At 68.0% G+C, this 25,018-nt stretch carries 25 protein-coding genes; 15 read left to right on the forward strand and 10 right to left on the reverse strand.

Annotated features, from left to right (window positions below):
- The first annotated feature begins 120 nt into the window (after positions 1-120).
- Genes BO996_RS09260 through BO996_RS09270 form a run of 3 tightly spaced genes read left to right on the forward strand, consistent with a single transcriptional unit; the run spans position 121 to position 3,599 of the window.
- Positions 121-948, forward strand: coding sequence for an IclR family transcriptional regulator (locus BO996_RS09260; RefSeq protein ID WP_012203918.1), 828 nt, complete (start codon positions 121-123; stop codon positions 946-948).
- Complete coding sequence (locus BO996_RS09265; protein WP_013803829.1) at positions 941-1,918, forward strand: AAA family ATPase; 978 nt, start codon at positions 941-943, stop codon at positions 1,916-1,918. Before BO996_RS09260 ends, BO996_RS09265 begins: the two co-directional genes overlap by 8 nt.
- Entirely contained in the window at positions 1,908-3,599 is a 1,692-nt protein-coding gene (locus BO996_RS09270) for a cobaltochelatase CobT-related protein (protein ID WP_071954565.1), read from the forward strand. The genes BO996_RS09265 and BO996_RS09270 overlap by 11 nt, the downstream gene beginning before the upstream one ends.
- A gap of 96 nt (positions 3,600-3,695) precedes the next feature.
- On the opposite strand, the gene BO996_RS09275 is transcribed toward BO996_RS09270, so the two are convergent.
- Positions 3,696-4,460 carry an alpha/beta fold hydrolase gene (locus BO996_RS09275; RefSeq protein ID WP_071954566.1) on the reverse strand — a complete coding sequence of 255 codons (765 nt, stop codon included), beginning with the start codon at positions 4,458-4,460 and terminating at the stop codon, positions 3,696-3,698.
- Positions 4,461-4,563: 103 nt separating this feature from the next.
- Here BO996_RS09275 and BO996_RS09280 point away from each other — a divergent pair, with 103 nt between their 5' ends.
- From BO996_RS09280 to BO996_RS09295, 4 genes are all read left to right on the forward strand, one after another.
- On the forward strand, positions 4,564-4,932 hold the full coding sequence (locus tag BO996_RS09280) for a DUF2946 family protein (RefSeq protein WP_012203922.1): 369 nt from the start codon (positions 4,564-4,566) through the stop codon (positions 4,930-4,932).
- 124 nt (positions 4,933-5,056) lie between these two features.
- A complete protein-coding gene (locus BO996_RS09285; protein ID WP_071954567.1) occupies positions 5,057-5,722 on the forward strand; it encodes an SCO family protein in 666 nt (221 codons plus the stop codon).
- Positions 5,719-7,761, forward strand: a complete 2,043-nt coding sequence (locus BO996_RS09290) for a TonB-dependent receptor family protein (RefSeq protein ID WP_071954568.1) — start codon at positions 5,719-5,721, stop codon at positions 7,759-7,761. The genes BO996_RS09285 and BO996_RS09290 overlap by 4 nt, the downstream gene beginning before the upstream one ends.
- Before the next feature lie 140 nt (positions 7,762-7,901).
- Entirely contained in the window at positions 7,902-9,740 is a 1,839-nt protein-coding gene (locus tag BO996_RS09295) for a sensor domain-containing diguanylate cyclase (protein WP_071954569.1), read from the forward strand.
- Positions 9,741-9,921: 181 nt separating this feature from the next.
- On the opposite strand, the gene BO996_RS29635 is transcribed toward BO996_RS09295, so the two are convergent.
- The 3 genes from BO996_RS29635 to BO996_RS09310 form a co-directional block, all read right to left on the reverse strand.
- On the reverse strand, positions 9,922-10,518 hold the full coding sequence (locus BO996_RS29635) for a hypothetical protein (protein WP_232240491.1): 597 nt from the start codon (positions 10,516-10,518) through the stop codon (positions 9,922-9,924).
- A 350-nt stretch (positions 10,519-10,868) separates the two neighbouring features.
- Positions 10,869-11,636 (reverse strand): hypothetical protein, encoded by a 768-nt coding sequence (locus BO996_RS09305; protein ID WP_071954570.1) that lies wholly within the window; start codon positions 11,634-11,636, stop codon positions 10,869-10,871.
- Positions 11,637-11,658: 22 nt separating this feature from the next.
- Positions 11,659-12,186: a low molecular weight protein-tyrosine-phosphatase gene (locus tag BO996_RS09310; RefSeq protein ID WP_442856953.1), complete on the reverse strand. Its 528-nt coding sequence runs from the start codon at positions 12,184-12,186 to the stop codon at positions 11,659-11,661.
- On the opposite strand from BO996_RS09310, the gene BO996_RS09315 reads away from it, so the two are divergent.
- Positions 12,122-12,457: a hypothetical protein gene (locus BO996_RS09315; RefSeq protein ID WP_232240492.1), complete on the forward strand. Its 336-nt coding sequence runs from the start codon at positions 12,122-12,124 to the stop codon at positions 12,455-12,457. The two genes, BO996_RS09310 and BO996_RS09315, sit on opposite strands and share 65 nt — an antisense overlap.
- A 121-nt stretch (positions 12,458-12,578) precedes the next feature.
- On the opposite strand, the gene BO996_RS09320 is transcribed toward BO996_RS09315, so the two are convergent.
- A complete protein-coding gene (locus BO996_RS09320) occupies positions 12,579-12,902 on the reverse strand; it encodes a hypothetical protein (RefSeq protein ID WP_156897930.1) in 324 nt (107 codons plus the stop codon).
- Between the two features lie 25 nt (positions 12,903-12,927).
- A complete protein-coding gene (locus BO996_RS09325; protein ID WP_013803816.1) occupies positions 12,928-13,338 on the reverse strand; it encodes a GNAT family N-acetyltransferase in 411 nt (136 codons plus the stop codon).
- A gap of 402 nt (positions 13,339-13,740) precedes the next feature.
- On the opposite strand from BO996_RS09325, the gene BO996_RS09330 reads away from it, so the two are divergent.
- Both BO996_RS09330 and BO996_RS09335 read left to right on the forward strand, forming a co-directional pair.
- The gene (locus BO996_RS09330; RefSeq protein ID WP_232240493.1) at positions 13,741-13,869 is read left to right on the forward strand and encodes a Com family DNA-binding transcriptional regulator; all 129 of its coding nucleotides are present in this window, start codon (positions 13,741-13,743) and stop codon (positions 13,867-13,869) included.
- Positions 13,866-14,219 carry a hypothetical protein gene (locus tag BO996_RS09335; RefSeq protein ID WP_071954573.1) on the forward strand — a complete coding sequence of 118 codons (354 nt, stop codon included), beginning with the start codon at positions 13,866-13,868 and terminating at the stop codon, positions 14,217-14,219. Before BO996_RS09330 ends, BO996_RS09335 begins: the two co-directional genes overlap by 4 nt.
- 338 nt (positions 14,220-14,557) lie before the next feature.
- On the opposite strand, the gene nirD is transcribed toward BO996_RS09335, so the two are convergent.
- The 3 genes from nirD to BO996_RS09355 form a co-directional block, all read right to left on the reverse strand.
- Positions 14,558-14,899, reverse strand: a complete 342-nt coding sequence (gene nirD / locus BO996_RS09345; RefSeq protein WP_071954575.1) for a nitrite reductase small subunit NirD — start codon at positions 14,897-14,899, stop codon at positions 14,558-14,560.
- Positions 14,900-14,947: 48 nt separating this feature from the next.
- Positions 14,948-17,464, reverse strand: coding sequence for a nitrite reductase large subunit NirB (nirB, locus tag BO996_RS09350; protein WP_013803813.1), 2,517 nt, complete (start codon positions 17,462-17,464; stop codon positions 14,948-14,950).
- A gap of 241 nt (positions 17,465-17,705) precedes the next feature.
- Positions 17,706-18,713 carry an AraC family transcriptional regulator gene (locus tag BO996_RS09355; protein WP_071954576.1) on the reverse strand — a complete coding sequence of 336 codons (1,008 nt, stop codon included), beginning with the start codon at positions 18,711-18,713 and terminating at the stop codon, positions 17,706-17,708.
- Between the two features lie 162 nt (positions 18,714-18,875).
- Here BO996_RS09355 and BO996_RS09360 point away from each other — a divergent pair, with 162 nt between their 5' ends.
- From BO996_RS09360 to BO996_RS09380, 5 genes are read left to right on the forward strand one after another with little or no spacing between them, the layout of a single operon-like run.
- Positions 18,876-19,724: a TauD/TfdA dioxygenase family protein gene (locus BO996_RS09360; RefSeq protein WP_016454322.1), complete on the forward strand. Its 849-nt coding sequence runs from the start codon at positions 18,876-18,878 to the stop codon at positions 19,722-19,724.
- Positions 19,725-19,753: 29 nt separating this feature from the next.
- On the forward strand, positions 19,754-20,812 hold the full coding sequence (locus tag BO996_RS09365; protein WP_071954577.1) for a 3-keto-5-aminohexanoate cleavage protein: 1,059 nt from the start codon (positions 19,754-19,756) through the stop codon (positions 20,810-20,812).
- Positions 20,813-20,826: 14 nt separating this feature from the next.
- The gene (locus BO996_RS09370) at positions 20,827-21,795 is read left to right on the forward strand and encodes a Bug family tripartite tricarboxylate transporter substrate binding protein (protein WP_071954578.1); all 969 of its coding nucleotides are present in this window, start codon (positions 20,827-20,829) and stop codon (positions 21,793-21,795) included.
- Positions 21,796-21,834: 39 nt separating this feature from the next.
- The gene (locus BO996_RS09375; RefSeq protein ID WP_071954579.1) at positions 21,835-22,806 is read left to right on the forward strand and encodes a quinone oxidoreductase family protein; all 972 of its coding nucleotides are present in this window, start codon (positions 21,835-21,837) and stop codon (positions 22,804-22,806) included.
- A 12-nt stretch (positions 22,807-22,818) separates the two neighbouring features.
- Positions 22,819-23,901, forward strand: coding sequence for an AraC family transcriptional regulator (locus BO996_RS09380; protein ID WP_071954580.1), 1,083 nt, complete (start codon positions 22,819-22,821; stop codon positions 23,899-23,901).
- Between the two features lie 4 nt (positions 23,902-23,905).
- Here BO996_RS09380 and BO996_RS09385 read toward each other — a convergent pair whose 3' ends face one another.
- Positions 23,906-24,964 carry a 3-keto-5-aminohexanoate cleavage protein gene (locus BO996_RS09385; protein WP_071954581.1) on the reverse strand — a complete coding sequence of 353 codons (1,059 nt, stop codon included), beginning with the start codon at positions 24,962-24,964 and terminating at the stop codon, positions 23,906-23,908.
- Between the last annotated feature and the right edge of the window lie 54 nt (positions 24,965-25,018).

Consider the following 25,018-nt stretch of genomic DNA (forward strand, 5'->3'; position numbering starts at 1 on the left):
GAAAATGGAACTTAATGTTCCGAAAAAAGAAATTACGGCGCAAGTCTAGGACTGACTTCGCCTGGATGTCAAACAAATTTCTTTTTTCGGAACAAATTGACTCGAAAAATTGAAAAACATATGATGACCAACACCATGAACACCCGTGACCCCATCCCTGCCCGTATCGATGGCGACACGCCCAACCTGCGGCTGTTCGCCCTGCTGGAGGCCATTGCCCAGAAGAACGAGCCCTTCACGCTGCAGACCATGGTCGAGGAGACAGGCCTGCCCAAGCCCACCATGCACCGCATGCTCCAGCAGCTCGAAGGCGCGGGCATCCTGCAGCGCGAGGGCAATGGCCGGCACTACGGCACAGGCCGGCGCCTGATGCGGCTGGCCGAGAGCGTGCTGCTCAACAACACCACGCATGGCGCGCGCCACGCGGTGCTGGCCCAGCTGGTGCGCGACATCGGCGAGAGCTGCAACATCACCGCCTTCTCGGGCAGCGAGGTGCTCTACCTGGACCGCGTGGAAACGCCCGCGCCGCTGCGCTTTTATCTGCACCCGGGCTCGCGCGTGCCGGCCCATTGCTCGGCCACGGGCAAGCTGTTCCTGAGCCAGATGGCGCCCGCGCAGCGCAGGCGGCTGCTGTCGGCCGTGCCGCTGGAAGGCTTCACGGCCAACACGCTGACGGCCTTCGACGCGCTGGACGCCGAACTGGACCAGGTGCGCGCCCAGGGCCATGCCTTCGACAACGAGGAGTTCCTGCCCGGCCTGCTGTGCCTGGGCGTGCTCGTGCCCTCCATCCAGGGCGGCCCCTCGAACATGGGGCTGGCCGTGCAGGCGCCCATCATGCGTTTCACGCGCGAGCGGGCGCTGTCCTTTCTTCCCCAACTGCGCGCGGCGGCCGAGGCGATTGCGCGCATCAACGACGAAGTCCCCCCGGGAGCCCCTGACGATGACTGAGCTGACCCTGATGCATCCCACGCGCACACTTGGCGTGCGCGAGACCTTCGGCCTGGACACCGACATGCAGGTGCCGGCCTTTGCCGAACGCAGCGAGCATGTGCCTGCCGTGGACCCGGCCTACCGCTTCAACCCGCAGGCCACGCTGGCCATCCTGGCCGGCTTTGCGCACAACCGGCGCGTGGTCATCCAGGGGCTGCACGGCACGGGCAAGTCCACCCACATCGAGCAGGTGGCGGCGCGGCTGAACTGGCCCTGCGTGCGCGTCAACCTCGACGGCCACATCAGCCGGCTGGACCTGGTGGGCAAGGACGCCATCGTGCTGCAGGAGGGCCGCCAGGTCACGCAGTTCCAGGAAGGCATCCTGCCCTGGGCACTGCAGCGGCCCGTGGCCCTGGTCTTCGATGAATACGACGCGGGCCGGCCCGATGTGATGTTCGTCATCCAGCGCGTGCTCGAACGCGAGGGCAGCTTCACCCTGCTGGACCAAAAGCGCGTGCTCCAGCCGCATGCGCAGTTCCGCCTCTTCGCCACCATGAACACCCTGGGCCAGGGCAACCTCAGCGGCCTGTACCACGGCACGCAGATGCTCAACCACGCCCAGCTCGACCGCTGGAACCTGGTCACCAGCCTGGACTACCTGGCACCGGCCGAGGAGGCCGCCATCGTGCTGGCGCGCGTGCCGCAGTTGGCCACGCCGCAGGGGCGCGAGCAGGTGGCCGCCATGGTGGCGCTGGCCGCGCTCACGCGCAAGGGATTTGCGGTGGGCGACCTGTCGCTGCTGATGTCGCCGCGCACCGTCATCACCTGGGCCGAGAACGCGCAGATCTTCCACGACCTGCGGCTGGCCTTCGAGCTGTCCTTCCTCAACAAGTGCGAGCCGGCCGAGCGGGCCATCGTGGCCGAGTACTTCCAGCGCTGCTTCGGCCAGGAACTGGCGCTGCGCGACGAGCCCGCCCATGCCTGCTGAGGCATCCCCCTCGCTGGCGCGCATGGAGGCCTGGGGCGGCGCGCTGCTGCGCGCCATGGCGGGCGACGCCTCGCTGCAATGGAGCGGGCAGACGCTGTACCGGGGCACGGCGCCCGTGGTGCTGGCAGCGGCCCACCAATCCGACGTGCCCGCTCAACTGGCCGACCAGCGCGGCCTGCTCGACGGCGCCAGTTTGCGCCTGCGGCTGAGCGATGCCGGCCTGCACGCGCGCCACCTGCCCGGAGACCCGGTGGAGCGGCTGGTGTTCGAACTGCTGGAGCAGTTGCGCGTGGAAAGCCTGGCGCCCGAGGAATGGCCCGGCGCACGCGCCAACCTGCATGCGCGCTTTGTGCACTGGAGCCAGGCCTTTGCCGATTCGGGCCTGACCGAAAGCAGCCTGGGCATCCTGCTGTTCACCGTGGCGCTGACCGCCTGGAGCCGCCTGAGCGGCCATGAGCCGCCCGATGCCCTGGCCGACCTGGCCGAGGCCACGCGCGCCGGCCTGTCGGCGCAACTGGGCGCGCAGTGGGCCCTGCTGCGCCGCCACCGGCAGGACCAGCAGGCCTTCATTGCGCCGGCCCTGGCCATCAGCCGCTGGGTGGGGCAGGCCGTGCGGTCAGCCCAGGAAGAGGCGCCGCGCGGCGCTGGCGGGCCGCGCCGGCGGGGCAGCTTCGCGCTGCCGCTGCACTTTGAATCGCAAAGCCTGGATGCGCCGCCCGTGGCGCTCAGCGGCGACAGCCGCGCCTGGGCCGGCTCGGCCCACAGCTACCGCGTGTTCACGCGCGCCTACGACCGCGAGGCGCAGGCGGCCGAGCTGATCCGCGCAGCGCAACTGGCCGAGTTCCGCGGGCAGATGGATGAGGAGCTGGCGCGCAGCGGCTTGCACGCGGGCCGGCTGGCCCGCCACCTGCAGCAGCGCCTGGCCGTGCCGCGCCACGACGGCTGGCAGTTCGGCCTGGAGGATGGCCACCTGGATGCAAGCCGGCTGGCGCAACTGGTCAGCGATCCGCAGCAGCGCGCCATCTTCAGGAACGAGCTGCCGCGCCCCGTCAGCGATGCGGCCGTGGCCCTCCTGCTGGACTGCTCGGGCTCGATGAAGGCGCATGCGCGCCCGCTGTCCCTGCTGGTGGACCTGCTGGGCCGCGCGCTGTCCATGGCCGGCGTGCCGGTGGACGTGCTGGGCTTTTCCACCCAGGCCTGGAACGGCGGCCGCGCCCGCCGCGACTGGCAGCGCGCGGGCCAGCCCCACATCCCGGGGCGGCTCAACGAGCGGCTGCACATCGTCTTCAAGGATGCCGCCAAACCCTGGCGCCACGCCCGCCACGGCATTGCCGCGCTGCGCAGGCCCGACCTCTTTCGCGAGGGCGTGGATGGCGAGGCCGTGGAATGGGCCTGCGAGCGGCTGCTGGCGCGGCCCGCGCAGCGCCGCATCCTGCTCGTCATCTCGGACGGCTGCCCCATGGACACGGCCACGCACCAGGCCAACGACGAGCACTACCTGGATCAGCACCTGCGCCAGGTCATCGCCCGGCACGAGCGCGCGGGCGACGTGCAGATCCGCGCGCTGGGCGTGGGGCTGGACCTGGGCGTGTTCTACCGGCGCAGGCTGGCGGTGGACCTGCGCGAGCAGATCGATGAAGCCCTGCTGATGGACGTGGCGGAGTTGATCTGCCGGCCGTGATGCCGGCCCTGGTGCCGGCCCTGGTGCCCTCCGTGATGTCCTCCACGATAGCGACTTCGCTCAGCGCGCGCATACCGTTGGGGTGGGGCTGCAGATCTAGCGGACCTGCGCGACAAAGTCGCTCACCAACCGCGCAAACTCCACGGGCATTTCCACGGCACTCAAATGCGCGGCGGGCAGCGACACCAGCTGCGCGCCCGGAATCTGCGCCTGCATGTCCTCGGACAGGGCAGGCGGCGTGGCCTCATCGCGACTGCCCGCAATGAGCAGCGCGGGGCAGGCGATACGCCGATTGCTCTCGCGAAAATCGATGCCGCCCACGGCCGCACAGGCGGCCGCATAGGGCTTGGCCGCCAAAGCCTCCAGTCCTGCGCGCAAGGTGGCCACGCGGGCCGCCTGCCCGGTGCGGAATTCGGGGGTGAACCAGCGCTGCATGGCGCCGTCGGCAATCACCGCCACGCCCTGGTCGTGCACGGTGGCAATGCGCGCCTGCCAGCCCGCGCGCGCGGCCTCGTCGTAGTAGCTGGCCGAATTGGCGATGGTGATGCTGCGCACCAGCGCCGGATGGCGCACGGCCAGGGCCTGGGCCGTCATGCCGCCCATGGACAGGCCCACGAAGTGCACCGGCCCCTGGCCCAGCGCCTCGATCACGCCGGCTGCGTCGTCTGCCAGGTCGTTCATGTCGAAAGCCTCGCCGATGGCGGGCGAGCGGCCGTGGCCCCGGTGGTCGTAGCGCACCACGGTGAAGCGGTCTTCCAGCGCCTGGGCAACGCCGTCCCACATCTGGAGGTCACAACCGAGCGCGTGGCTCAGAACGAGGGCCGGGCCTTGGCCCTGCTGCACAACATGGAGTTTCGACATGGCGGTCACTGCTTGGGGAAAAGGCGATTATGGGATGGCCCATGCGGGCGGGCGGCTACGGATACCACGCATATCCGGCATCTCAGCCCCATAATCCCCAGCCATGCACGCCCTGCGCAACTCCGTCTCGTTGGCCCGCCTGGTCATGGCGTGGTTCGCGTTGACGCTGGGCCTGGCCATTGCATCGCCCCTGGTGCACCCGCAGGCCATGGAGCTGGTCTGCACGGCTGGCGGCAGCGTCAAGCTGGTCGTGGTCAACGGTGAAGAAGGGCAGGCGGTGTCTGCCCAGCATTCGCTGGACTGCCCGCTGTGCCTGGCGGTGACGCCGCCGCCCGCGCATGTCTCCCCCTCCTGGGCACAACCGCAGCCGCTGGGCCGCGCGCTGCAGCCCATCGTCTCTGCCCGCATTGCCTCCCTGGTCGGCGCGCCGCTGCCGCCGCGCGGGCCTCCCTTGCTGCTGCTGATCGCCTGAGCCCTCGGCTGCTGTGCAGCGCTGTCCCGCGCTGTCTGGCCGCTGGCCTGTCTCAGAACATTGCCGCACCGGCTGGGCGCAGCCTTGGCGGTGCGGCTTCGCCAAGATTCCACGCAGGGAAGCCATGTTCCGTTCCGATTGCCATGCGGCGCCGCAGCGCGCCGCCGATTTTTCTTCGACCCTCCCATCCGTTGCTCCCGTTGCCCTGTCTCGCCGCGCCTGCCTTGGCGGCGGCCTGGCCGCACTGGCGCTGCTGGCCGGCTGCAAGCCCGCCACCGTGCCGTTCAAGGGCATCGACCTGACCGGCGCGCAGTACGGCCGGGACTTCCGCCTGCGCGATGCCGATGGGCGCGAGCGCACGCTGGCCGACTTCAAGGGCCAGGCCCTGATGGTCTTTTTCGGCTTCACCCAATGCCCCGATGTCTGCCCCACGGCGCTGACGCGCGCGCTGGAAATACGCGAGCTTCTGGGCGCCGATGGTGCCCGCCTGGCCGTGGCCTTCATCACCATCGATCCCGAGCGCGATACGGCCCAGGTGCTCAAGGCCTATGTGGGCGCCTTCGACCCCGGCTTTGTCGCGCTGCGCGGTGACGAGGCGCAGACGGCCGAGGTTGCCAGGGAATTCAAGGTCTTCTACAAGAAGGTGCCCACGGGTGCGTCCTACACCATGGACCACTCGGCCATCACCTATGTCTTCGATCCCGAGGGCCGGCTGCGCGTGGCGTTCCGCCATGAGCAGGACGCGCAGGACTGCGCGGCCGATCTGCGGCAGATCCTGGGGGCTGCATGAAGAGCTTTGCACTTTCTCTGGCCGGCGCCGCAGGCCTTTGCGCGGCATCCTCCGCCCTGGCCCAGGCAGAACCTGTTCTTGCGGATGTGGAGGTGCGCGCCCGCGGCGCCGCCGCCACGCCCGAGGCCCGCGCCGCCCAGGCCGTGCAGGCTGCGCGCGATGAGCTGTCGCAGCGCGCAGGCGGCACGGCCGTCATCGATGCAGCCAGCTACGCGGCCGGGCGTGCCAGCACCGCCGCCGATGCACTGGCCTACGCGCCGGGCGTGCTCGCACAGACGCGCCACGGCCCGGAGACGCGGCTGTCCATCCGGGGCTCGGGCGTGCAGCGCGGCTATCTGATGCGCGGCATACAGCTGTACCAGGACGGCATACCGCTGAACCAGGCCGATGGCGCGGCGGACTTCCAGTCCATCGACCCCATGGCGGCCCAGCATGTCGAGGTCTGGCGTGGCGCCAATGCGCTGGAGTACGGCGCCAGCAGCCTGGGCGGCGCGATCAACTTTGTCTCGCCGACCGGCCTGACGGCGCCTGCCGCATCGCTGCGGCTGCAGGCCGGATCGTTCGGCCAGCGGCAGGCACAGGCCCAGCTGGCGGGCCGTGGCGAGCGGGTGGATGGCCTTCTGAACTTCAGCCGCAGCGAGCAGGACGGCTGGCGCGAACAGTCGGCCTGGCGCACGCAGCGCCTGTCCGGCAATGTGGGCCTGCAGCTCACCGATACGCTGGAGCTGCGCGCCTTCCTGTCCCATGTGGATGCCGACATGCAGATGCCCGGCAGCCTCACGCGCGCGGCCATGCTGGCCAATCCGCGCCAGGCCGCGCACGGCTATGTGGCGCAGGACGCCGGCAACAACTACCGCCAGACGCGCGGCGCCCTGCGCATGGACTGGCAGCCGCGCGAAGGCCTGCGCTGGACCACTTCGCTGTTCGCGGCGCAGCGCGACCGCTTCCACCCCATGACCATGGGCATCGTCCAGCAGGACATGCGCGACACGGGCCTGGACTCGCGCCTGGTGGCCGAGCTGGGGCAGGGCGGCGGCCTCACGCGCAGGCTGGTGCTGGGCTTTTCCAGCGCGCAGCTCGATGGCGATGAATGGCGCTACACCAATGCGGGCGGCGCGGCCGGCACGTCCACGGGGCGCACGCGCGTGAAGGCGCAGCAGGACGTGGTCTATGGCGAATACAGCCATGGCCTGAGCACCCGCTGGACGCTGCAGGCCGGCCTGCAGTTCGTGCGCGCCCAGCGCCGCCAGGACAATCTGTTGGCGCCCGCCTCCAGCTACGACGTGGATTTCAGCCACACCTCGCCCAAGCTGGGCCTGCTGTTCGCGGCCACGCCCACGTCGCAGTGGTACGCGAACATCAGCGGCAGCTTCGAGGCTCCGCCCATTGGCGAGCTGGTCTACCAGCCTTCGCTGCCGCTGGGGCGCGCGCAAAGCGCAACCACGGTGGAGGCCGGCTGGCGCGGCCACGGCGAGGCCCTGGCCTGGGACGCCGCCATCTACCACTCGCGCGTGCGCCGCGAACTGCTGGCGCTGACCGACGCCAGCGGCGCGGCCCTGGGCACCACCAATGCCGACCGCACCATCCACCAGGGGCTGGAGCTGTCCATGCAGGCACGGCTTGCGCCGCGCTGGTCGCTGCGCACCCAGTACCTCTACAGCGACCTGCGCTTTGACAACGACGCCGTCTACGGCCGCCGCCGCCTGGCCGGCATTCCACCGCACCTGCTGCGGGCCGAGCTGCAGTGGAAGGCCACGCAGCAGGTCACGGTCGCGCCCGGCCTGGAGTGGCTGCCCTCGCGCACCTGGGTGGACCATGCCAACACCGTGGCCTCCGATGGCTATGCGCTGCTCAACCTGCGCTTGAGCGGGACACTGGGCGATGGCTGGAGCTGGTTCGTCGAAGGCCGCAACCTGACCGACCGGCGCTATGCCGCGACTACGGCCGTACAGGCCAATGTGCGCGGCGTGGACGGTGCCTATTACTTTCCCGGAGATGGCCGGGCCGTGTACGCGGGCCTGAGCTGGCGCATGCCCTGAGGGGGGCCGGGCGCAGCGCCGAAAGGCGCCGCTGCCATGGCGTGCGACCTGGCATGGAGTGCTCTTGCCTTGTGCTAAAAATGGGCCGGTCCATCCACCCCGATGCCCATCCAGCAAGTAGGAAAGGGACACCCGGCGCCATGAAGAGGCTTCTTTCCGACAAGGTGCTCCTGCGCCTGGTGCTCGGCAACCTGCTGGTGGCCGGCCTGCTGGGCCTGGCCACCTGGTTGAGCCTGCGTGCCAACCACCAGGCCGACCTGGACCTGGGCGTGGCCGTCACCCGGAACCAGGCCCGCAGCCTGAGCCTGGAGCTGAACGCCGAGATGCGGCTGGTGGACAACGCCCTGGCCACCGTCGCGGGCCGCTACCGCAGCCGGAGTCTGGAAGGCGCGGACGTGGCGGCGCTGGCCCTCTATGAAATCCTGCAGGAGCAGCGCGCCCTCGTTCCCTTCGTCACGGCGCTGCGCGTCACCGACGCCAATGGCCAGGTCCTGCAGAGTGCGAACGAGGAGGAGCCGGCATTTTCCGTGGCCGAGCGAGGCTACTTCGACCGGGCGCGCAACACCGACCGCATGGTGGTCTCCGACCCGCTGGTCAGCCACTCCTTCAAGAAATGGGCCATCGTGCTGGCGCGGCGGCTGCAATCCGGCGACGGGGATTTCCAGGGCATCGTCTACGCGGTCGTCGCGGCCGAGCATTTCCAGTCGCTGTTCCGCCGCCAGGCCTTCGGGCCCGACAGCGCCATTGCGCTGCGTTCGGACAAGGATCTGCTGGTGGCCCGCTACGCGGCAGGCGATCCCCAGCCCATGGCCGGCATCGGCGGCTCGGAAGTCTCGGGCGAGTACCACCGGGCCCTGGCCGATGACCGGGAGCTTGGCTGGTACATCACGCCCACGCTGCTCGATGGCGTGGAGCGCATCACGGCCTACCAGCGCCTGGCCGGCTACCCGCTGACCGTCTTCACCGGCCTGGGCACGGAAAGCTACCTGGCGGGGTGGCGTGCATCGGCCTGGCGTGCCTGGGCGCTCACGGGCCTGAGCATCGCGCTGATCGCGCTGGGCTCGGTCAGCCTCTATCTGCTACAGCAGCGCGAACGCGTGGCGCGCATCCGGCTCGCCGAGCTGCTGCGCCAGCAGGAACTGTTCATGGACAACGACCTCATCGGCATCGCCCGCCTGCGTGAGCGCCGGCTGCTGTGGACCAACCAGGCCCTGCAGCGCATGCTCAAGCGCCCGGCCGGCGAGCTGCTGGACCACTCGGCGCGCATCCTCTACCCGGACGAGGAGACCTACGAACGCTCCGGCGAACTGGCCTACGGCGCACTGCGCTCCAGCGGCAAATGCCACGCCCAGATGCAGCTGCAGACCAGCGATGGCAGCCTGCTCTGGGTCGATGTCAGCGGCGCGGGCCTGGCCGATGGCGAATCGATATGGGTCTTCGTGGACATCGACGCCCTCAAGCGCGGCGAGCAGGCGGCCCAGCACCAGGCATTGCACGACGTGCTGACCGGCCTGGCCAACCGCCGCGCGCTGCAGGCGCGGCTGCAGCGCGCGCTGGCCCAGGCCAGCGGCCCCGGCCAGCTGGCCGTCTGCTTCATGGACCTGGACGGCTTCAAGCAAGTCAACGACACCGAAGGCCACGACGCCGGCGATGAAGTGCTGCGCATCATCGCCCGCCGCCTCACCACCCAGGCCCGCGAAACCGACTGCGTCGCCCGCCTGGGCGGAGACGAGTTCGTGCTGCTGCTGGACGAACTGGCCTCGGCCGACGACGCCCGGCAGATCATGCAGCGCTGCCTGGCCGCCATCCGCCAGCCCATCCGCCTGCACAGCGGTGCCACCGTGCAGGTCGGCGCCAGCATGGGCATCGCCCTCAATGCCTCCCGGGAAGATGCCACCCAGCTCCTGCAGCGCGCCGACGAGGCCATGTACGCGGCCAAGCGTGCGGGCAAGGGGCGGATTGTGGTGGCGGGCGGGTAGGGATTTTGGGGCTATGCCGCCGTTGTGATCGGGGCAGTTGCCGGGGCAGGTGGGGCCGTGGGCTCAACAAGGCAAGACCTCGAATGCCGAACCAAAAGTCACCGCCGGGCCGGTCACCAAAGGCCGGGCGGCAGACCCGGCCTTTTCTTTCCTTGCATTCGCTTTTCAGCGCTCGGCCTCTTCAATCCATATCCGGATCCTCGTCGCAACCCGAGCCATTGACGGAGCACATGGAGCCTATCTTGATTTTCCGCATGGGCTGCTTGGCCAGCCTTTCACAGCGCGACATTTGCTCGGCATACATATCGTCCATGTGCGTTCCGTCAATCATGATCACCCCATTGCGAATGATGGGCTTTGCCTGACCATCGGCAAGGGTGAAGGCCATTTTCCTGAGAAGAAAACCGGCATGGTGGCAAGGGCCCAGGGCCATGGCAATCCTGGTCATTTCAGGATCAGGAACCCGATTTTTGGCCTGCGTCAGGCTGTCCATCTTTTCCATGAAAGCCCCGTCGTTCTGCGCGATCTGCCCCACCAGCTTGGTCATGCCCGCCTGATTGCGCTTTTTCACAAGATCCGCGATCTGGTCCTCCAGGCGTCTTGCCGCAGCGGCATCACCGAATGCGGCCAGAGAGGCAGATAGTGCATCGTTCTCGGCCGCCGATACTCCGTTCGGCACACACAGTACAGCGCTCGCAGCCAGCAAGGCGGCCATGATCCGGCGAGTCCGGATTGCGCCTTGCGGCCGCAGGCGTCCTCCCAATGCAATGGTGTTCATGTTCTTTGAAGATGGATTGAAATGAAAAATCTCCATTGCGCAGACGCAGTGGAGAAGAAGGGCCTGGGCGGGAATGGCCAAGCCGCCGAACTCTATCTCAATATGCGAATGGATATCCAGGCATCAGCCAGTCAATTGCTTTGTCGCACCACCAGCTCATAACCCAGATCCAGGCTTGGCGATTCCCCGGCCTCTGCGCGCATCCATTGCAGCAGCATGCGCGCACCTTCGGTGCCCACGCGGCCAAGCGTGCGGGCAAGGGGCGGATTGTGGTGGCGGGTGGGTAGGGCTATGGAGGCCGTGCCGCTGCTGTGATCGGGGCAGTTACCGGGCCAAGGTGGGCCTTGGGCTCAACAAGGCAAGACCTCGAATGCCGAACCAAAAGACGACGCAAGGCCGTTGATGGCCCGTGTGCACAGGCGTGCCCGGTTGAGTGCGATGTCGCACAGCAGTGCGATGGCAAAGGCCAGATAGGCCATGTAGGCCAGGCCGATGTAACTGCCAAACACAATGGTGTGCAGCCAGTCCTGTGCGAACAGATACAGCATGGCAGTCACCGCCGAGGCGGTCACCAGCACGATGGCGGGCAGTGCCAGCTGCAGCCCCGCCCGCCTGCGTCGCGCCGTCACGCCGGTCAGGGCCAGAAACACCAGCGCATTGGACGCAGTGAAGATCCTGAACTCCCGCAGCAGGCTGGCCGTGGTCTGGTGGTAGGCCGACTCGATGAATTCCACCAGCCGGGCGCGCATCTGGATCAGCGATGCCAGCTGGGTGGCTTGGCGCTGCTGCGTGTAGACGGCCTTGCGCTTGCGGCATTCGCAGTCAGCACGGCGCATGTCGGTCATGACCGAGGCCACCTTGTCGGGAATGCCTGCCTCGATCTCGCGCCGCACTGCGGCGATCTCGCTATCTGTCCTGCCAAGCGCTTTCTGGGCCAGGCCCGCCATGCGCGAGCCTGAAAGCGTATCCAGCTGGGTGCCCAGCCTGCGCTCGATCTCGATGCGGATGATCTCCTTGCCCAGGCTCTCGACCAGCAATGGCGAGGAAAACGACAGGGCGAAGGCTGCGCCGAACACAAGCGTGCCCAGGATGCCGAAGCAAAGAATGAGGGTTCGCATGCGCAAGCGGTGCCGTGGCCTGTCAACCCTTGCGCGGCGCCATGCCCAGCGTGGCCAGCAGCCCCGCGCAGGCGTCTTCCACCAGGTCCAGCACGTCCTCGAAACCCCGGTCGCCGCCGTAGTAGGGGTCGGGCACTTCGCGCGCGGAGTGCTCGGTGCAGAAGTCCGTCAGCCGCTGTACGCGGTGCCATTCGGACTCGGGGCAGATTCTGCGCGCTGCAGATTCGTTGGCGCCATCCATCACCAGCACCTGGTCGAATGCCGTGAAGTCCTCGGCCCGCAGCTGCCGCGCGCGCTGCTGCGAAAGGTCATAGCCGCGCCGCGCGGCATGGGCCTGGGAGCGGCGGTCGGGGGCCTCGCCCACGTGGTAGCCGTGCGTGCCTGCGGAGTCCACTTCGATGCGGCCCGCCAGGCCCGCGTCGGCCACCATTTTCTCGAGCACGCCATGGGCCGTGGGGCTGCGGCAGATGTTCCCTGTGCAGACCATGAGGATTCTTTTCCTCTTTGTGGCTGGCCTGCTGCCAGCTGACTGTTCCCGAATCTGTTCCATAAACCTCCCTGTGGGTAACGGGCTTCACGACATCTCGATGGCCTGCGATGCCCAGGCGCTCGCCGGCATTTTCCACGCCCCGCACCTGATCTGCCGGGCCGCTTATGCTGCGCCCATGGTGGAACTGCTTTGTTTCTGGATGGCCCGGGTGGGCGCGGCCCTGCTGGAGTTGCGGTTGCTGCGCAGCAGCGACGGCGGCTTCAGGGTGATGGTCATCACGGCGGCCATCGTGGTCATCGTGTGCCTGGCGTTGCTGTCCTTGTACGCCTGAGCCCGCAGGTCGGGCACGGGCAGGCGCCCTGTCGGGCGGATTTCATGGTGCCGCGCCGCCGGCATGGGACGTGGCTGAACTCAATGCAGCGCCATCTTGCACGCCAGTGAGGATTCTTCGATCACGGCGGAATCGATGCATCAATCATGTGCGGCCCGGTGATCTTCTGCGACGGGATCCAGACCAGGTAGGACCTCCACATGCCCCGATCATTGCAGTACACAAGGTACTCGCCTGGGTCCAGGCGGCTCTCCCGGTATTGGAATTGCACGCAGCCGATAGCTTGGTTCTTGCCCAGCGCGATGGCGATGTCTCGGCTGAAATCAGTTTTCCACGGACTGGGATAGCGCTCGGTGAGCGGCACACTTTTCGGCGCAGGCACAAGGAAGGCAACGGCCAAAAACGCTGCGGCGATCACTGCCGCTGCTCTCAGTTTGTTGTTCATCTCTGTCTTGATCGGGCCTCTGCAGTCAAACAATGCGCAAGGACATGCCCGCCTTCCTGGGCAGCAGGGAGGGTTCGAACCCATAGCGGCGATAGAACTCCGGCGTGCCGTGGTCGGCCATGAGGCTGACATAGGCCGTGGGCAGGGCATTGCCGTGGATGTACTGCATCAGGCGCTGCATGATGAGGTGGCCCAGGCCCTTTTTCTGGTGCTCGGGGATGACGGCGATGTCCACGATTTCGAAGAAGCACCCGCCGTCTCCGATCACGCGGCCTATGCCAACCGGCGTTGCATCGGCATAGACGACCACGCTGAACAGGCCGTTTTTCAGGCCGATGGCGGCCGCCTCGGGCGACTTGCGGCTCAGGCCGGCAGCCAGCCGGATCTGGATGTAGTCCTGGACGGCGGGGACGTGGTCTTCAATGCGGTAGTTCATGGATGGTGAGGGCGCCAGGGGCATATCGGAGGATCGGCAGAGCGCCATCATAGGCAGGCGTCTGCCCGATGCCCAAGGCAGAGCTTTCGGCCAGGCCGGCCCTGGTGACTGCGTTGGAGTGCGCTTGCACCGTATCCAGCGCACGCCGCGCAGCTCGGCGCGCAGCAGGCTGGTGAACAGCGTTGCGCCTACGTTGCGGGTCTCGCGCGCATCTTGTCGCAGCAGCCGCTGCATGGCGGGGGACATGTGAGCCGATGCGCCACAAGACAAACAGCCGCCTGGTCTGCGCACTGGCGCAATCGGTCCAGCAGAATGAAGCCATCGCAACAATCAACGGATACCGTCCAAATGGAGTATGGAATGCAAGAGGTGAGGTGTTCCAGCTGCAATCGCAAACTTGCAATGGGCATCTTCCAGAAACTGAGCATCAAGTGCCCGCGCTGCGGGACGCTGAATTCCTTGAGGGTCGAGAGCCCCCAATATGAGTGCCATCGAGCGCCTGTCAACTTAGATGAAAGGCAATCGCCATGACAACTCTTGCAAAGCCCACCCCCATCGGCGCCCTGTACGCGAACCTGGGTGTCAATACCTCCGTCGTGCAGGTGGTCGCGCCTGGCAACAATCTCCATGGCCTGGTGATCCGCACGCTGTACGTCAATTCCTATGCTGGCACGATCGGTGTGCAGGTGTACGCTGACACAGCCGCCCCATCGGCATATGGCGATGGTACGAAGCGCTTGATCTTCATCGGCACTCCCATTCCGACGATCAGCGCGCAGTACTCTTTGTATGTGCCGCCTGGCCAGGGGATTTGGGCTGTTGCCAATGGAAACGGCAGCGTCAACATGACCTATGACCTGTTGACAGAACCCCTTGTCTAAGGGGTTGTGACGGAAAGCCCGCTGACACAGCCAGCGGGCTTTTCTGTTTGCTGTGTGCGTGACCTTTGGCGCCTTAGCTCGCCTCCTCGAAGGTGCGAAGTGAATGCGCTTGAAGCCTGCTTTTTGCGAGACCGAAGTCTGGCTTCTGGATGAAGTGCAACATGATGGCTTGCGTATGTTGAACGGCGCGCTTTTCGATCTGCGTCAAGCAGCCCGGTCTGACGTCCATATCAACGCTGGAAATTTCCAACTTCGAAGGCCGTGAATCGCCTTTCGTGAAGACCTTGCTCAAACCAGCTCTCGGCGCCATGCCCAGTTTTGCTGATCTGACCGAGACCTCAGTGCAGCGCGACCAGCAGCTGCCCATTCTCATTGCGCACCGCATGCACGCGCACAGAGTGCTCGGGCGCTTCCAGGCATTCGCCGGTGGCCAGGTCGAAGTGGTGCTTGTAGATGGGCGAGGCGACGACGACGCGCTCGCCCAGGCTGCCGACCAGGCCGCGCGCGAGCACGCTGGCGCCGCAGCGCGGGTCCACGTTGTCTATGGCGTAGAAGCGGTCTTCGCCAAGGCGAAAGACCGCCACATGCCGGCCTTCGACCAGGGCGCAGACCCCCGTGTCGGGGACGATGTCGCGGGTGGCGCAGACGGGCATCCACTGTTCTTGGGCGGGGTGTGTCATGGCGGTGCCTTGTCGGTGGTGTGGGTGCGGGCCGGGATCAGGCCTGGATCAGACCAGGGCCTCGCTGCGCTCTTCGCTGCGTGCCGGGCGGATCTGGCCGCGCTCCTGCACGAAGACGATGTGCTCGTCGGGCTGGTCGCTGTTGATGAAGCTGCGAAAGCGCTGGCGCACTTCGGGCGTGGTGACGGCGGTCTTCCACTCGCACTGGTAGGTGTCCACCACATGCTGCATCTGGGCCTCAAGTTCGGCGCCCAGGCCCAGGCTGTCGTTGACCACCACGTCCTTGAGGTAGTCCAGGCCGCCTTCCAGGTTTTCGCGCCAGGTGCTGGTGCGCTGCAGGCGGTCGGCCGTGCGCACATAGAACATCAGGAAGCGGTCGATGAGCTGCAGCAGCCTGTCCTTGGACAGGTCGGAGGCGATCAGCTCGGCATGGCGCGGCTTCATGCCGCCGTTGCCGCAGACGTAGAGGTTCCAGCCCTTGTCGGTGGCGATCACGCCCACGTCCTTGCCCTGGGCCTCGGCGCATTCGCGCGTGCAGCCCGAGACGCCGAACTTGATCTTGTGCGGCGCGCGCAGGCCCTTGTAGCGGTTTTCCAGCTGCACGGCCAGGCCCACGCTGTCGTCCACGCCGTAGCGGCACCAGGTGGAGCCCACGCAGCTTTTGACGGTGCGCAGCGACTTGCCGTAGGCATGGCCGGACTCGAAGCCGGCCGCGATCAGCTCCTCCCAGATCAGCGGCAACTGTTCCACGCGCGCGCCGAACAGGTCCACGCGGGCGCCACCCGTGAGCTTGGTGTAAAGGCCGTATTTCTTGGCCACCTGGCCGACGGCGATCAGGCCGTCTGGCGTGACCTCGCCGCCGGGCATGCGCGGCACCACGGAGTAGCTGCCGTCCTTCTGGATATTGCCCAGGTAGTAGTCGTTGCTGTCCTGCAGGCTGGCGAGCTGCGGCTGCAGCACGAACTCGTTCCAGCACGAGGCCAGGATGCTGGCCGCCAGCGGCTTGCAGACATCACAGCCCAGGCCCTTGCCGTGGCGGTGCAGCAGCTCGTCGAAGGTCTTGATGCCGCCCACGCGCACCAGGTGGTACAGCTCCTGGCGCGAGTGCGGGAAATGCTCGCAGACGTGGTTGTTGACGGCCATGCCGCGCCGGGCCATCTCGGCCTTCATGACCTGGGTGGCCAGCGGCACGCAGCCGCCGCAGGTGGCGCCGGCCTGGGTGCAGGACTTGAGCTCGGCCATGGTGCAGGCGCCTTCGCCCACGGCCGCGCAGATCTGCGCCTTGGTGACGTTGTTGCACGAGCAGATCTGCGCCGTGTCGGGCAGGGCGTCCACGCCCAGGCCGGGCTTGGCCTTGCCGTCGCTGGAGGGCAGGATGAGGAACTCGGGCTCCTCGGGCAGGGCGATGCTGTTGAGCGTCATCTGCAGCAGGGTGCCGTATTCGTCGGCATTGCCCACCAGCACGGCGCCCAGCAGCTGGCGGCCGTCCTCGCTGACCACGATCTTCTTGTAGACCTGCTTGCGCTCGTCGATGAACTGGTAGTTGCGGCTGCGCGGCGTCTTGCCCTGGGCGTCGCCGATGCTGGCCACATCCACGCCCATGAGCTTGAGCTTGGTGCTGAGATCGGCCCCGCCGAAGGCGGCCTCGGCCTCGCCCGCAATGTGGCGGGCCGCCACGCGCGCCATGTCGTAGCCGGGTGCCACCAGGCCGAAGGTCTGCTCGCGCCAGGAGGCGCATTCGCCAATGGCGTAGACGTTGCGGTCGCTGGTGCGGCAATGGTCGTCCACGGCCACGCCGCCGCGCGGGCCTATGGCCAGGGCGCACTGGCGGGCGATCTCGTCGCGCGGGCGGATGCCGGCGGAGAAGACGATCATGTCCGTCTCCAGGTGCGTGCCGTCGGCAAACACCATGCGGTGGCGCGCCGTGGCGCCGTCGGTGATCTCCAGCGTATTGCGGCCCGTGTGCACCTGCACGCCCAGGTCCTCGATCTTGCTGCGCAGCACGCGGCCGCCGCCGTCGTCCACCTGCACGGCCATCAGGCGCGGGGCGAACTCGACCACATGGGTCTCCAGGCCCAGGTCGCGCAGGGCCTTGGCGCATTCCAGGCCCAGCAGGCCGCCGCCCACCACCACGCCGGTCCTGGAGCGCGCGGCCGATGCCTGCATGGCCTCCAGGTCCTCGATGGTGCGGTAGACAAAGCAGTGCGGCCGGTCGCGCCCGGGCACGGGCGGCACGAAGGGCGCCGAGCCCGTGGCCAGCACCAGCCTGTCGTAGGGGATGACTTCGCCATCGGCCGTGGTCACGGTGCGCTCGCGCCGCTCCACGGCTGCCGCCCTGGCCGCCAGGCGCAGCGTGAAGCCGCTGGCCTCGAAGAAGCCGGGCGCCACCAAGCTCAGGTCCTCGGCGCTCTTGCCGGAGAAGAATTCCGACAGGTGAACACGGTCGTAGGCGGCGCGCGGCTCCTCGCACAGCACGGTGACGTTCGCGTCTGCCACGCCCAGGGCATGCAGCTGCTCGAGAAATTTGTGGCCCACCATGCCGTGGCCGATCACAACGATGTTCATCTGGCGTCCTGCGTTGCGCATCCAGTGTTTTGCGGGCCGCAGGCCAGGGCCAGCGGGTCAGGGCAGCCAATGCAAGTGCCGTGCCAGCACCGCGGCGCGGTGCCTGCCCGTGGTGCACGCTGTCTGGTGCGCAGACAGCGTGCACCGCAATGCGCCCGCCGCACCGTGCAGGGGCGGGGTGCGCCGTGGTGGTGCGTCAGGTGCGCCAAGTGCGCCAGGTGCGCCAGGAACGCCCGGTGCGTCAGGCGCGAGGCAGTCCCTGCGCGCGGCTGCGCCAGGACTCGGGCGCGCAACCGAATTGCGCGGCGAACCAGCGCGTGAAGGCGCTGTGGCTGGCATAGCCGAGCATGGACGCGATCTGGCCCACGCTGTAGTGGGGGTGGTCCAGGTAGCGCAGGGCCAACTCGTGGCGCACTTCGGTCAGCAGCTCGCTGAAGCTCAGGCCTTCGCGGTCCAGTTCGCGCTGCAGCGTGCGCAGGCTGCGCCCCATACCCTGCGCCACGCCTGCGCAGGTGGCGTTGCCCGAGGGCAGCAGCAGGTAGATGACCCGGCGCGCCTGATGCCCCACGGAGGCGGCACGGTGGGCCGGCATGGCCTCCACCAGCCGCAGCGCATAGCGCGCCAGCGCGGGGTCGGCCAGCGGGTTGGGCTCGTCCAGGTCGGCGGCGCGGCAGGCGATGCCGTTGAACTCGGCGCCGAACGTGATGCGGCAGCGGAACATGCGGCGGTGCTCGGACAGGTCGGCCGGTGGCGCGTGGCTGAAGCTGACGCCCTGCGGCCGCCAGCGCTCGCGCAGCAATGCCTCGCACATGCGCCACAGCACGCCCATGGCCAGTTCCACGGACTGGCGCATGGCGCCGTGCAGGACGAAGTCCTCGCGCAGGATGACGATGCCCCCTGCATCCTCCAGGTGGATCAGCAGCGATTCGTTGACCAGGTGCATGTGCGCGACCAGCGTGTCCAGCGCATGGCGCAGCGTGGGCTGGTGCAGCAGCAGCAGGCTCACGGCGCCGAAGCTCGACAGCTGGCGGTGCCGGGCCATGCGCAGGCCCAGGGACTCGCAGCCCGTGGACTGGGCCGCGTCTTCCAGCAGGCGCGCGACGATGGCCACGTCGATCAGCTGGTCCTGCTCGCGCAGCAGCGCGGGCCGCAGGCCGGCCTGGCGCAGTGCCTTGTCGGGGTCGCCGCCCAGTTCGCGCATGACGTCCGAAAAATGGGTCAAGGCCGCCGCGCGCACCATGGTGACCATGCTTGCCCTCCTGTCAGTCCGTGGCCTGGTGGCACGAAATGCAAAGAGGATGGCATGGCTTGCATAGTCCGCGGAACCGGGTTTTCCTACATTGCAGAGACCGGCCCCACGCCGGGCGGACCGTGCCGCCACGGGCCTTCACAACAATGACAGGAGACAGGCATGCGCATAGAGCCCATGACATGCGCCATCGGCGCCGAATTGCTCGGCGTGCGGCTGGCCGACGCGGTGCGCGACGACGCGCTTTTCTCGGAGATCCGGGCGGCGCTGCTGCGCCACAAGGTGCTGTTCCTGCGCGACCAGGGCCTGGCGCGCGCCGAGCACGTGGCCTTTGCGCGGCGCTTCGGCGAGCTGGAGGACCATCCGGTGGCCGGCAGCGACCCCGAGCATCCGGGCCTGGTGCGCATCTACAGGACGCCCGAGCAGCCCAACGACCGCTACGAGAATTCCTGGCACTGCGACGCCACCTGGCGCGAGGCGCCGCCCATGGGCTGCGTGCTGCACTGCGTGGAATGCCCGCCCGTGGGCGGCGACACCCTGTGGGCCAATATGGCGCTGGCCTACGAACGCCTGCCGGACGCCGTCAAGGCGCTGATCGCGCCGCTGCGCGCGCGCCACAGCATCGAATGCACGTTCGGTGCGGCCATGCCCATCGAAAGGCGGCTGGCGCTCAAGGCCCAGTACCCCGATGCCGAGCATCCCGTGGTCCGCACCCATCCCGAGACCGGCGAGAAGGTGCTGTTCGTGAACGGCTTCACCACGCATTTCACCAATTTCCATACGCCCGCCAATGTGCGAGTGGGCCAGGACTTCACGCAGGGCGCCTCCGGCCTGCTGCAGTACCTGATCGGCCAGGCTGCCATCCCCGAGTACCAGGTGCGCTGGCGCTGGCGGGCGGGCAGCGTGGCGATCTGGGACAACCGCGCCACCCAGCACTACGCGGCCATGGACTACCCGCCCAGCCACCGGAAGATGGAGCGCGCGGGCATCGTCGGCACGCCGACCTTCTGAACCACGATCACGACACAAGGAGACATGCCATGAACTTTCTCGACGGCCACCTGTTCCCCGAAAACCAGCAGCCCCTGATCATCACGGCCGCGCCCTATGCGCCCTCGTGGCTGCCCTCGGACTTTCCCGGCGAGATCGCCGTGACCATGGACGAGCAGATCCAGAAGGCCGTGGACTGCTACAACGCCGGCGCCACCGTGCTGCACCTGCATGTGCGCGAGCTGGATGGCAAAGGCAGCAAGCGCCTATCCAAGTTCAACGAGCTGATCGCCGGCGTGCGTGCGCGCGTGCCCGAGATGATCATCCAGGTGGGCGGATCGATCAGCTTTGCTCCCGAGACGGACGGCGCGGCCGCCAAGTGGCTGTCCGACGACACGCGCCACATGCTGGCCGAGCTGGAGCCCGTGCCCGACCAGGTCACGGTGACCATCAATACCTCGCAGATGAATTTCCTGGAGCAGTTCGATGCGCGCGACATACGCGGCACCTCCATGGAGGACCCGGCCGTCTTCAATGCCTACAAGGAGATGACCGTGCCCGCCCAGCCCGGCTGGGCCGAGGAGCACATCCGGCGCCTGTCGGCCGCCGGCATCCAGAGCGCCTTCCAGTGCTACAACATCAACAGCTTCGAGTCCGTGGAGCGGCTCATGCGCCGGGGCATCTACAAGGGCCCGCTGGTGATGAACTGGGTGGCGATTGGCGGCGGCATGGACGCGCCCAGCGTCTACAGCCTGGCCAACTTCGTGCGTGCCGTGCCCGACGGCGCCGTGCTCACCGTGGAAAGCTCGGTGCTCAACGTGCTGCCCGTGAACATGATGGGCATCGCCATGGGCCTGCATGTGCGCTGCGGCACCGAGGACAACCTCTGGAACCAGCGCCGCACGGCCAAGATGGGCACGGTGGCGCAGATCGAGCAGCTGGTGCGCATCGCAGGCGAGTTCGGCCGCCCCATCGCCACGGCGCAGCAGGCGCGGGAAATCTGCCGGATCGGCCAGTTCTACGGCACCGTGGACGAGACGCTGGCGGCCAACGGCTTCGCACCCAACCGCAACGGCGCCCAGCAGGGATTTCTGCGCAAGGCCGCCTGAACCGGGAGCCCACGATGCAACGCATGCCCCCCTGGACTGCCATCGCCCTGGCCGCCTCGCTGCTGGCCGGTGGCGCCCACGCCTTCGGCGACAAGCCGGTCCGGCTCATCGTGCCGGCGCCGCCCGGCGGCACCATCGATGTGTTCGCGCGCATCATCAGCGACCAGCTGGCGCATGAGATACGCCAGCCCGTCATCGTCGAGAACCGGCCCGGCGCCGGTGGCGCCATCGCCGTCAAGCACATGCTGTCCCAGCCGGCCGACGGCAGCACGCTGCTGGTGACGGTGACCAACATCCTCACCGAGGTGCCCCATGTGCTCAAGGTCGGCTTCGACCCTCTGAAGGACGTGCGGCCCGTGGCGCAGATGGCGCGCTCGGTGATGCTGTTCATCGCCTCGCCGCAGTTTCCCGCGCGCGACGGGGCCGAGGCCATCGCCTACGTGAAGGCCCACCCGGGCACGCTGTCGTTCGCCTCGTACAGCCAGGGCACGGCCTCGCAGTACGCGGGCGCCATCCTCAACAGAAGGGCCCACCTGGACATGGAGCATGTGGCCTTCCCGGGCTCGGCGCCCGCGCTGGCCCAGGTCATGGGCAACCAGATCCCGCTCATGTTCGACGGATCGGTCACCTCCAAGCCGCTGATCGCGGGCGGCAAGGTCAGGCTGCTGGCCGTGGCCTACAAGAGCCGGCTGCCCGACTACCCGCAGGTGCCCACGCTGGCCGAGCTGGGCTACCCCGAGGTGGATTTCAGCAACTGGAGCGGCGTGTTCGCCTCGGCGCAGACGCCGCGCCCGCTGCTGGAGAAGATCCACGGCGCGCTGGCCCGGGTCAACGCCCGCAAGGCCGTGCGCGAACGCTATGCGGGCACGGGCTTCGAGCCCGTCGAAGGCGATCGCTCGCTGGAGCAGATGTCCACCGACCTGCGCGCCGAGTTCGACCGCAATGCCGAGATCGTCCGGAACTTCGACATCCGGCTCAACTGATGCAGGGCGCCCCACCCAGGCGCTACACAAGGAGACTCCATGGCAAAGGCCATACGCTTTCATACCACCGGCGGCCCCGAGGTGCTCAGGCTGGAGCATGCCGAGGCCGGCGCGCCCGGACCCGGCCAGGCGCGCGTGCGCCACAGCTTCATCGCTGTCAACTTCATCGACATCTATTTCCGCACGGGCCGCTATCCGCTGGCCCTGCCCAACGGCCTGGGCTCGGACGCCGTGGGCGTGGTCGAGGCCGTGGGGGAGGGCGTGACCGAAGTGCGGCCCGGCGACCGCGTGGGCTACCTGATGGGCCCGCAGGGCGCCTACAGCGATGTGCGCGTGATGCCGGCCGAGGTGCTGATCCCGCTGCCCGATGGCATCAGCGACCGCACGGCGGCCACGCTGATGATGAAGGGCATGACGGCGCAGTACCTGTTCCGCCAGGTCCATCCGCTGCAGGGGGGCGAAACCATCCTCTACCACGCGGCGGCCGGCGGCGTGGGGCTGATCGCCTGCCAATGGGCGCGGGCCCTGGGCGTGACCATGATCGGCACGGTGAGCACCGACGAGAAGGCCGCCGCCGCGCGCGCCAACGGCTGCGCCCACGTCATCGTGACCTCGCGCGAGCGCATCGTGGACCGCGTGATGGAGATCACGGGCGGCAAGGGCGTGCCCGTGGTCTATGACTCGGTGGGCAAGGACACGCTCATGGATTCGCTGGACTGCTTGCAGCCGCGCGGCCGGCTGATCAGCAACGGCACCTCGTCGGGCTCGGTGGTGGTGGACTCCCAGCTGCTGGCCTCCAAGGGATCGATCTGGATGACGCGGCCCGCGATGGTGCACTACATCCAGCCGCGCGCCCACATGCTGGAGATGGCGCGCGAGCTGTTCGACCATGTGCTGGCCGGGCGCATCGCCAGCGAGCCCCAGCAAAGCTTTGCGCTGGCTGATGCGGCCCAGGCGCACCGGGCGCTGGAGTCGCGCCGCACCACGGGCGCGACGGTGCTGATTCCCTGAAATGGACCTGCCATGCAGACCCCTGCGCTCCATGCCATCGGCACCGTGGCCGCAGGCCGCAGGCCCGTCACCTGCGGCCTTATCCGCAGTGCCAGCCTGCATGGCTATGCCGACCTGGTGAAAAGCCTGGGCCATGATCCCGCCGTCCTTGTGCGCGCGGCGGGACTGTCGGCGCGCCTGCTCGACGACCCGGAGACGCTGATTCCCATCCATGCCGTGCGCGAGCTGCTGGAGGTGGCCGCGCGCACCACGGGAACGCAGGATTTCGCGCTGCGCCTGGCGGCGCGGCGCAGCCTGTCCCACCTGGGCCCCATCAGCCTTGTGCTGCAGCAAGAGCCCACGCCGCGCCAGGCGCTGGACACGCTGTGCCGCTACCTCAAGCTGCTGAGTGCGGGCATGTTCGTACGCATCGAGGACGCGGGCTCCGGGGTGCTGGTGCGCCAGGACCTGGTGCCCATCGCGGGCATGGCCATGCGCCAGTCCATGGAGCTGGCGGTGGGCGTGATGTTTCGCGTGCTGCGCGAGCTGATCGGCGCCCAGTGGCGCCCGCAGCAGGTCAGCTTCGCACACCGCGCACCGGCCGATGCATCGGCCCACCGTGCCTTCTTCGGCGTAACCCCTTTGTTTGACCAGCCTTTCAACGGCATGGTCTGCCGCCTGGCGGATCTGCAACTGCTGCGCGAATGCGGCCAGGCGCAGGGCTCGGGCGTTGCGCGCTTTGCGCGAAGCCATCTGGAGCAGGCGCTGCGCAGCCGGGGCGAAGGCATGCAGGCGGCCTGCAGGGAGCTGATCATTGCACTGCTGCCGGGCGGCCGCTGTACGGCCCAGCAGGTGGCACGCCAGCTGGGAATGGACCGCCGCACGCTGCACCGCCGCCTGCTTGCGGAGGGGCAGACTTTCTCGGCGCTGCTCGACACCCTCCGCAGGGAACTGGTGCTGCGCCATCTGCAAGACGGTGGCCAGCCCCTGGGCGAGGTGGCGGGCCTGCTGGGGTTTGCCGCGCCCAGCGGCTTTTGCCACTGGTTCCGGGCCGCTTTCGGCGCCAGCGTCTCGGACTGGCGCAGGCGGGGGCAGGGAAGGGTTGGCGAGGCCTAGTGCGTCAGGCGGTCTTGCGCAGAAATCCCTGGTTGCCGCCGTTGCGGTTGGGCGCGAAGCCGTTGGCCGCCAATGTCTCTTCGGGGGTGTCGTAGAACACGCCAATCTTGCTGATGGCGCGCGCCTGTTGCGCCGTGGCGATGGGGCGGCCGAACTCGCGCGCGATGCGCACCAGCTGCTCGATCTGGGAGACCGTGCTGGCCTTGGCGCTGCGCGACTGGTTCCACAGGCAGTCCTCGGTGCCGCAGCGCACGTGCAGGCCCATGGCGATGCCCATCATGTTCACGGGCAGCACGTTGCGCACATTGCTTTCCACGGTGAGCACGGCGCCATCGGGCACGGCGCGCACGAAGTGGGCCAGGCTGTAGATGCTGGGCGCGTCCATGCCGCCGCCAATCGCCACCCAATTCATCACCAGCGGGCCCTTGTAGATGCCGCGGCGCATGAGCCGCTCCACGGACTCGAAGCTGTTGATGTTGTAGCACTGGAAGGCGCTCTGGATGCCGGCGGCCGACAGGCGCCGGATGTGCTCCTCGGCCCAGCCGGGCTGGGCGGGCACGGTCATCTCCTTGTAGGCGTCGAAGATGGCGGGCTTCTCGCGCGAGGTGCCCCTGAAGTCCGCGTCCTCGGCCTGCTCCGTCACGTTCATCTGCGAAGTATTGACGGTCACCGTGACCTGGTCGGGCACGGGCTCCAGCTCGGCCAGCATGTGGCGCGTGTCGTCGGACAGCCACTTGGCGGCTGCGCCTTCGGTCTCCGGCGCGAAGCTGATGGAGCCGCCCACCTGGATGATCATCTCGGGCACGCGCGCACGCACGCCGGCGATCAGCTCGTTGAACTTCGACAAACGCTTGCTGCCTTTGCCATCCAGCTCGCGCACATGCAGGTGCAGCACGGTGGCGCCGGCGTTGTAGCAGTCCACGGCCTTCTGGATCTGCTCTTGCATGGTCACGGGAATGTCTTCGGGGAAATCGCCGGGCAGCCAGCCCGGCGCATAGGGGGCCGCCGTGATGATCAGGGGCTGCTGGTTTTCGGGGAACAGGTGGCCATCGAGAAAATTCATGGGACGCTCCGGTGGGTAGGTGGGGGGGGGTGTGGAAAGAGTCTGTGCAGGGCC

The organism is Delftia sp. HK171 (genome assembly GCF_001886655.1).
Taxonomy (GTDB): domain Bacteria; phylum Pseudomonadota; class Gammaproteobacteria; order Burkholderiales; family Burkholderiaceae_C; genus Comamonas; species Comamonas acidovorans.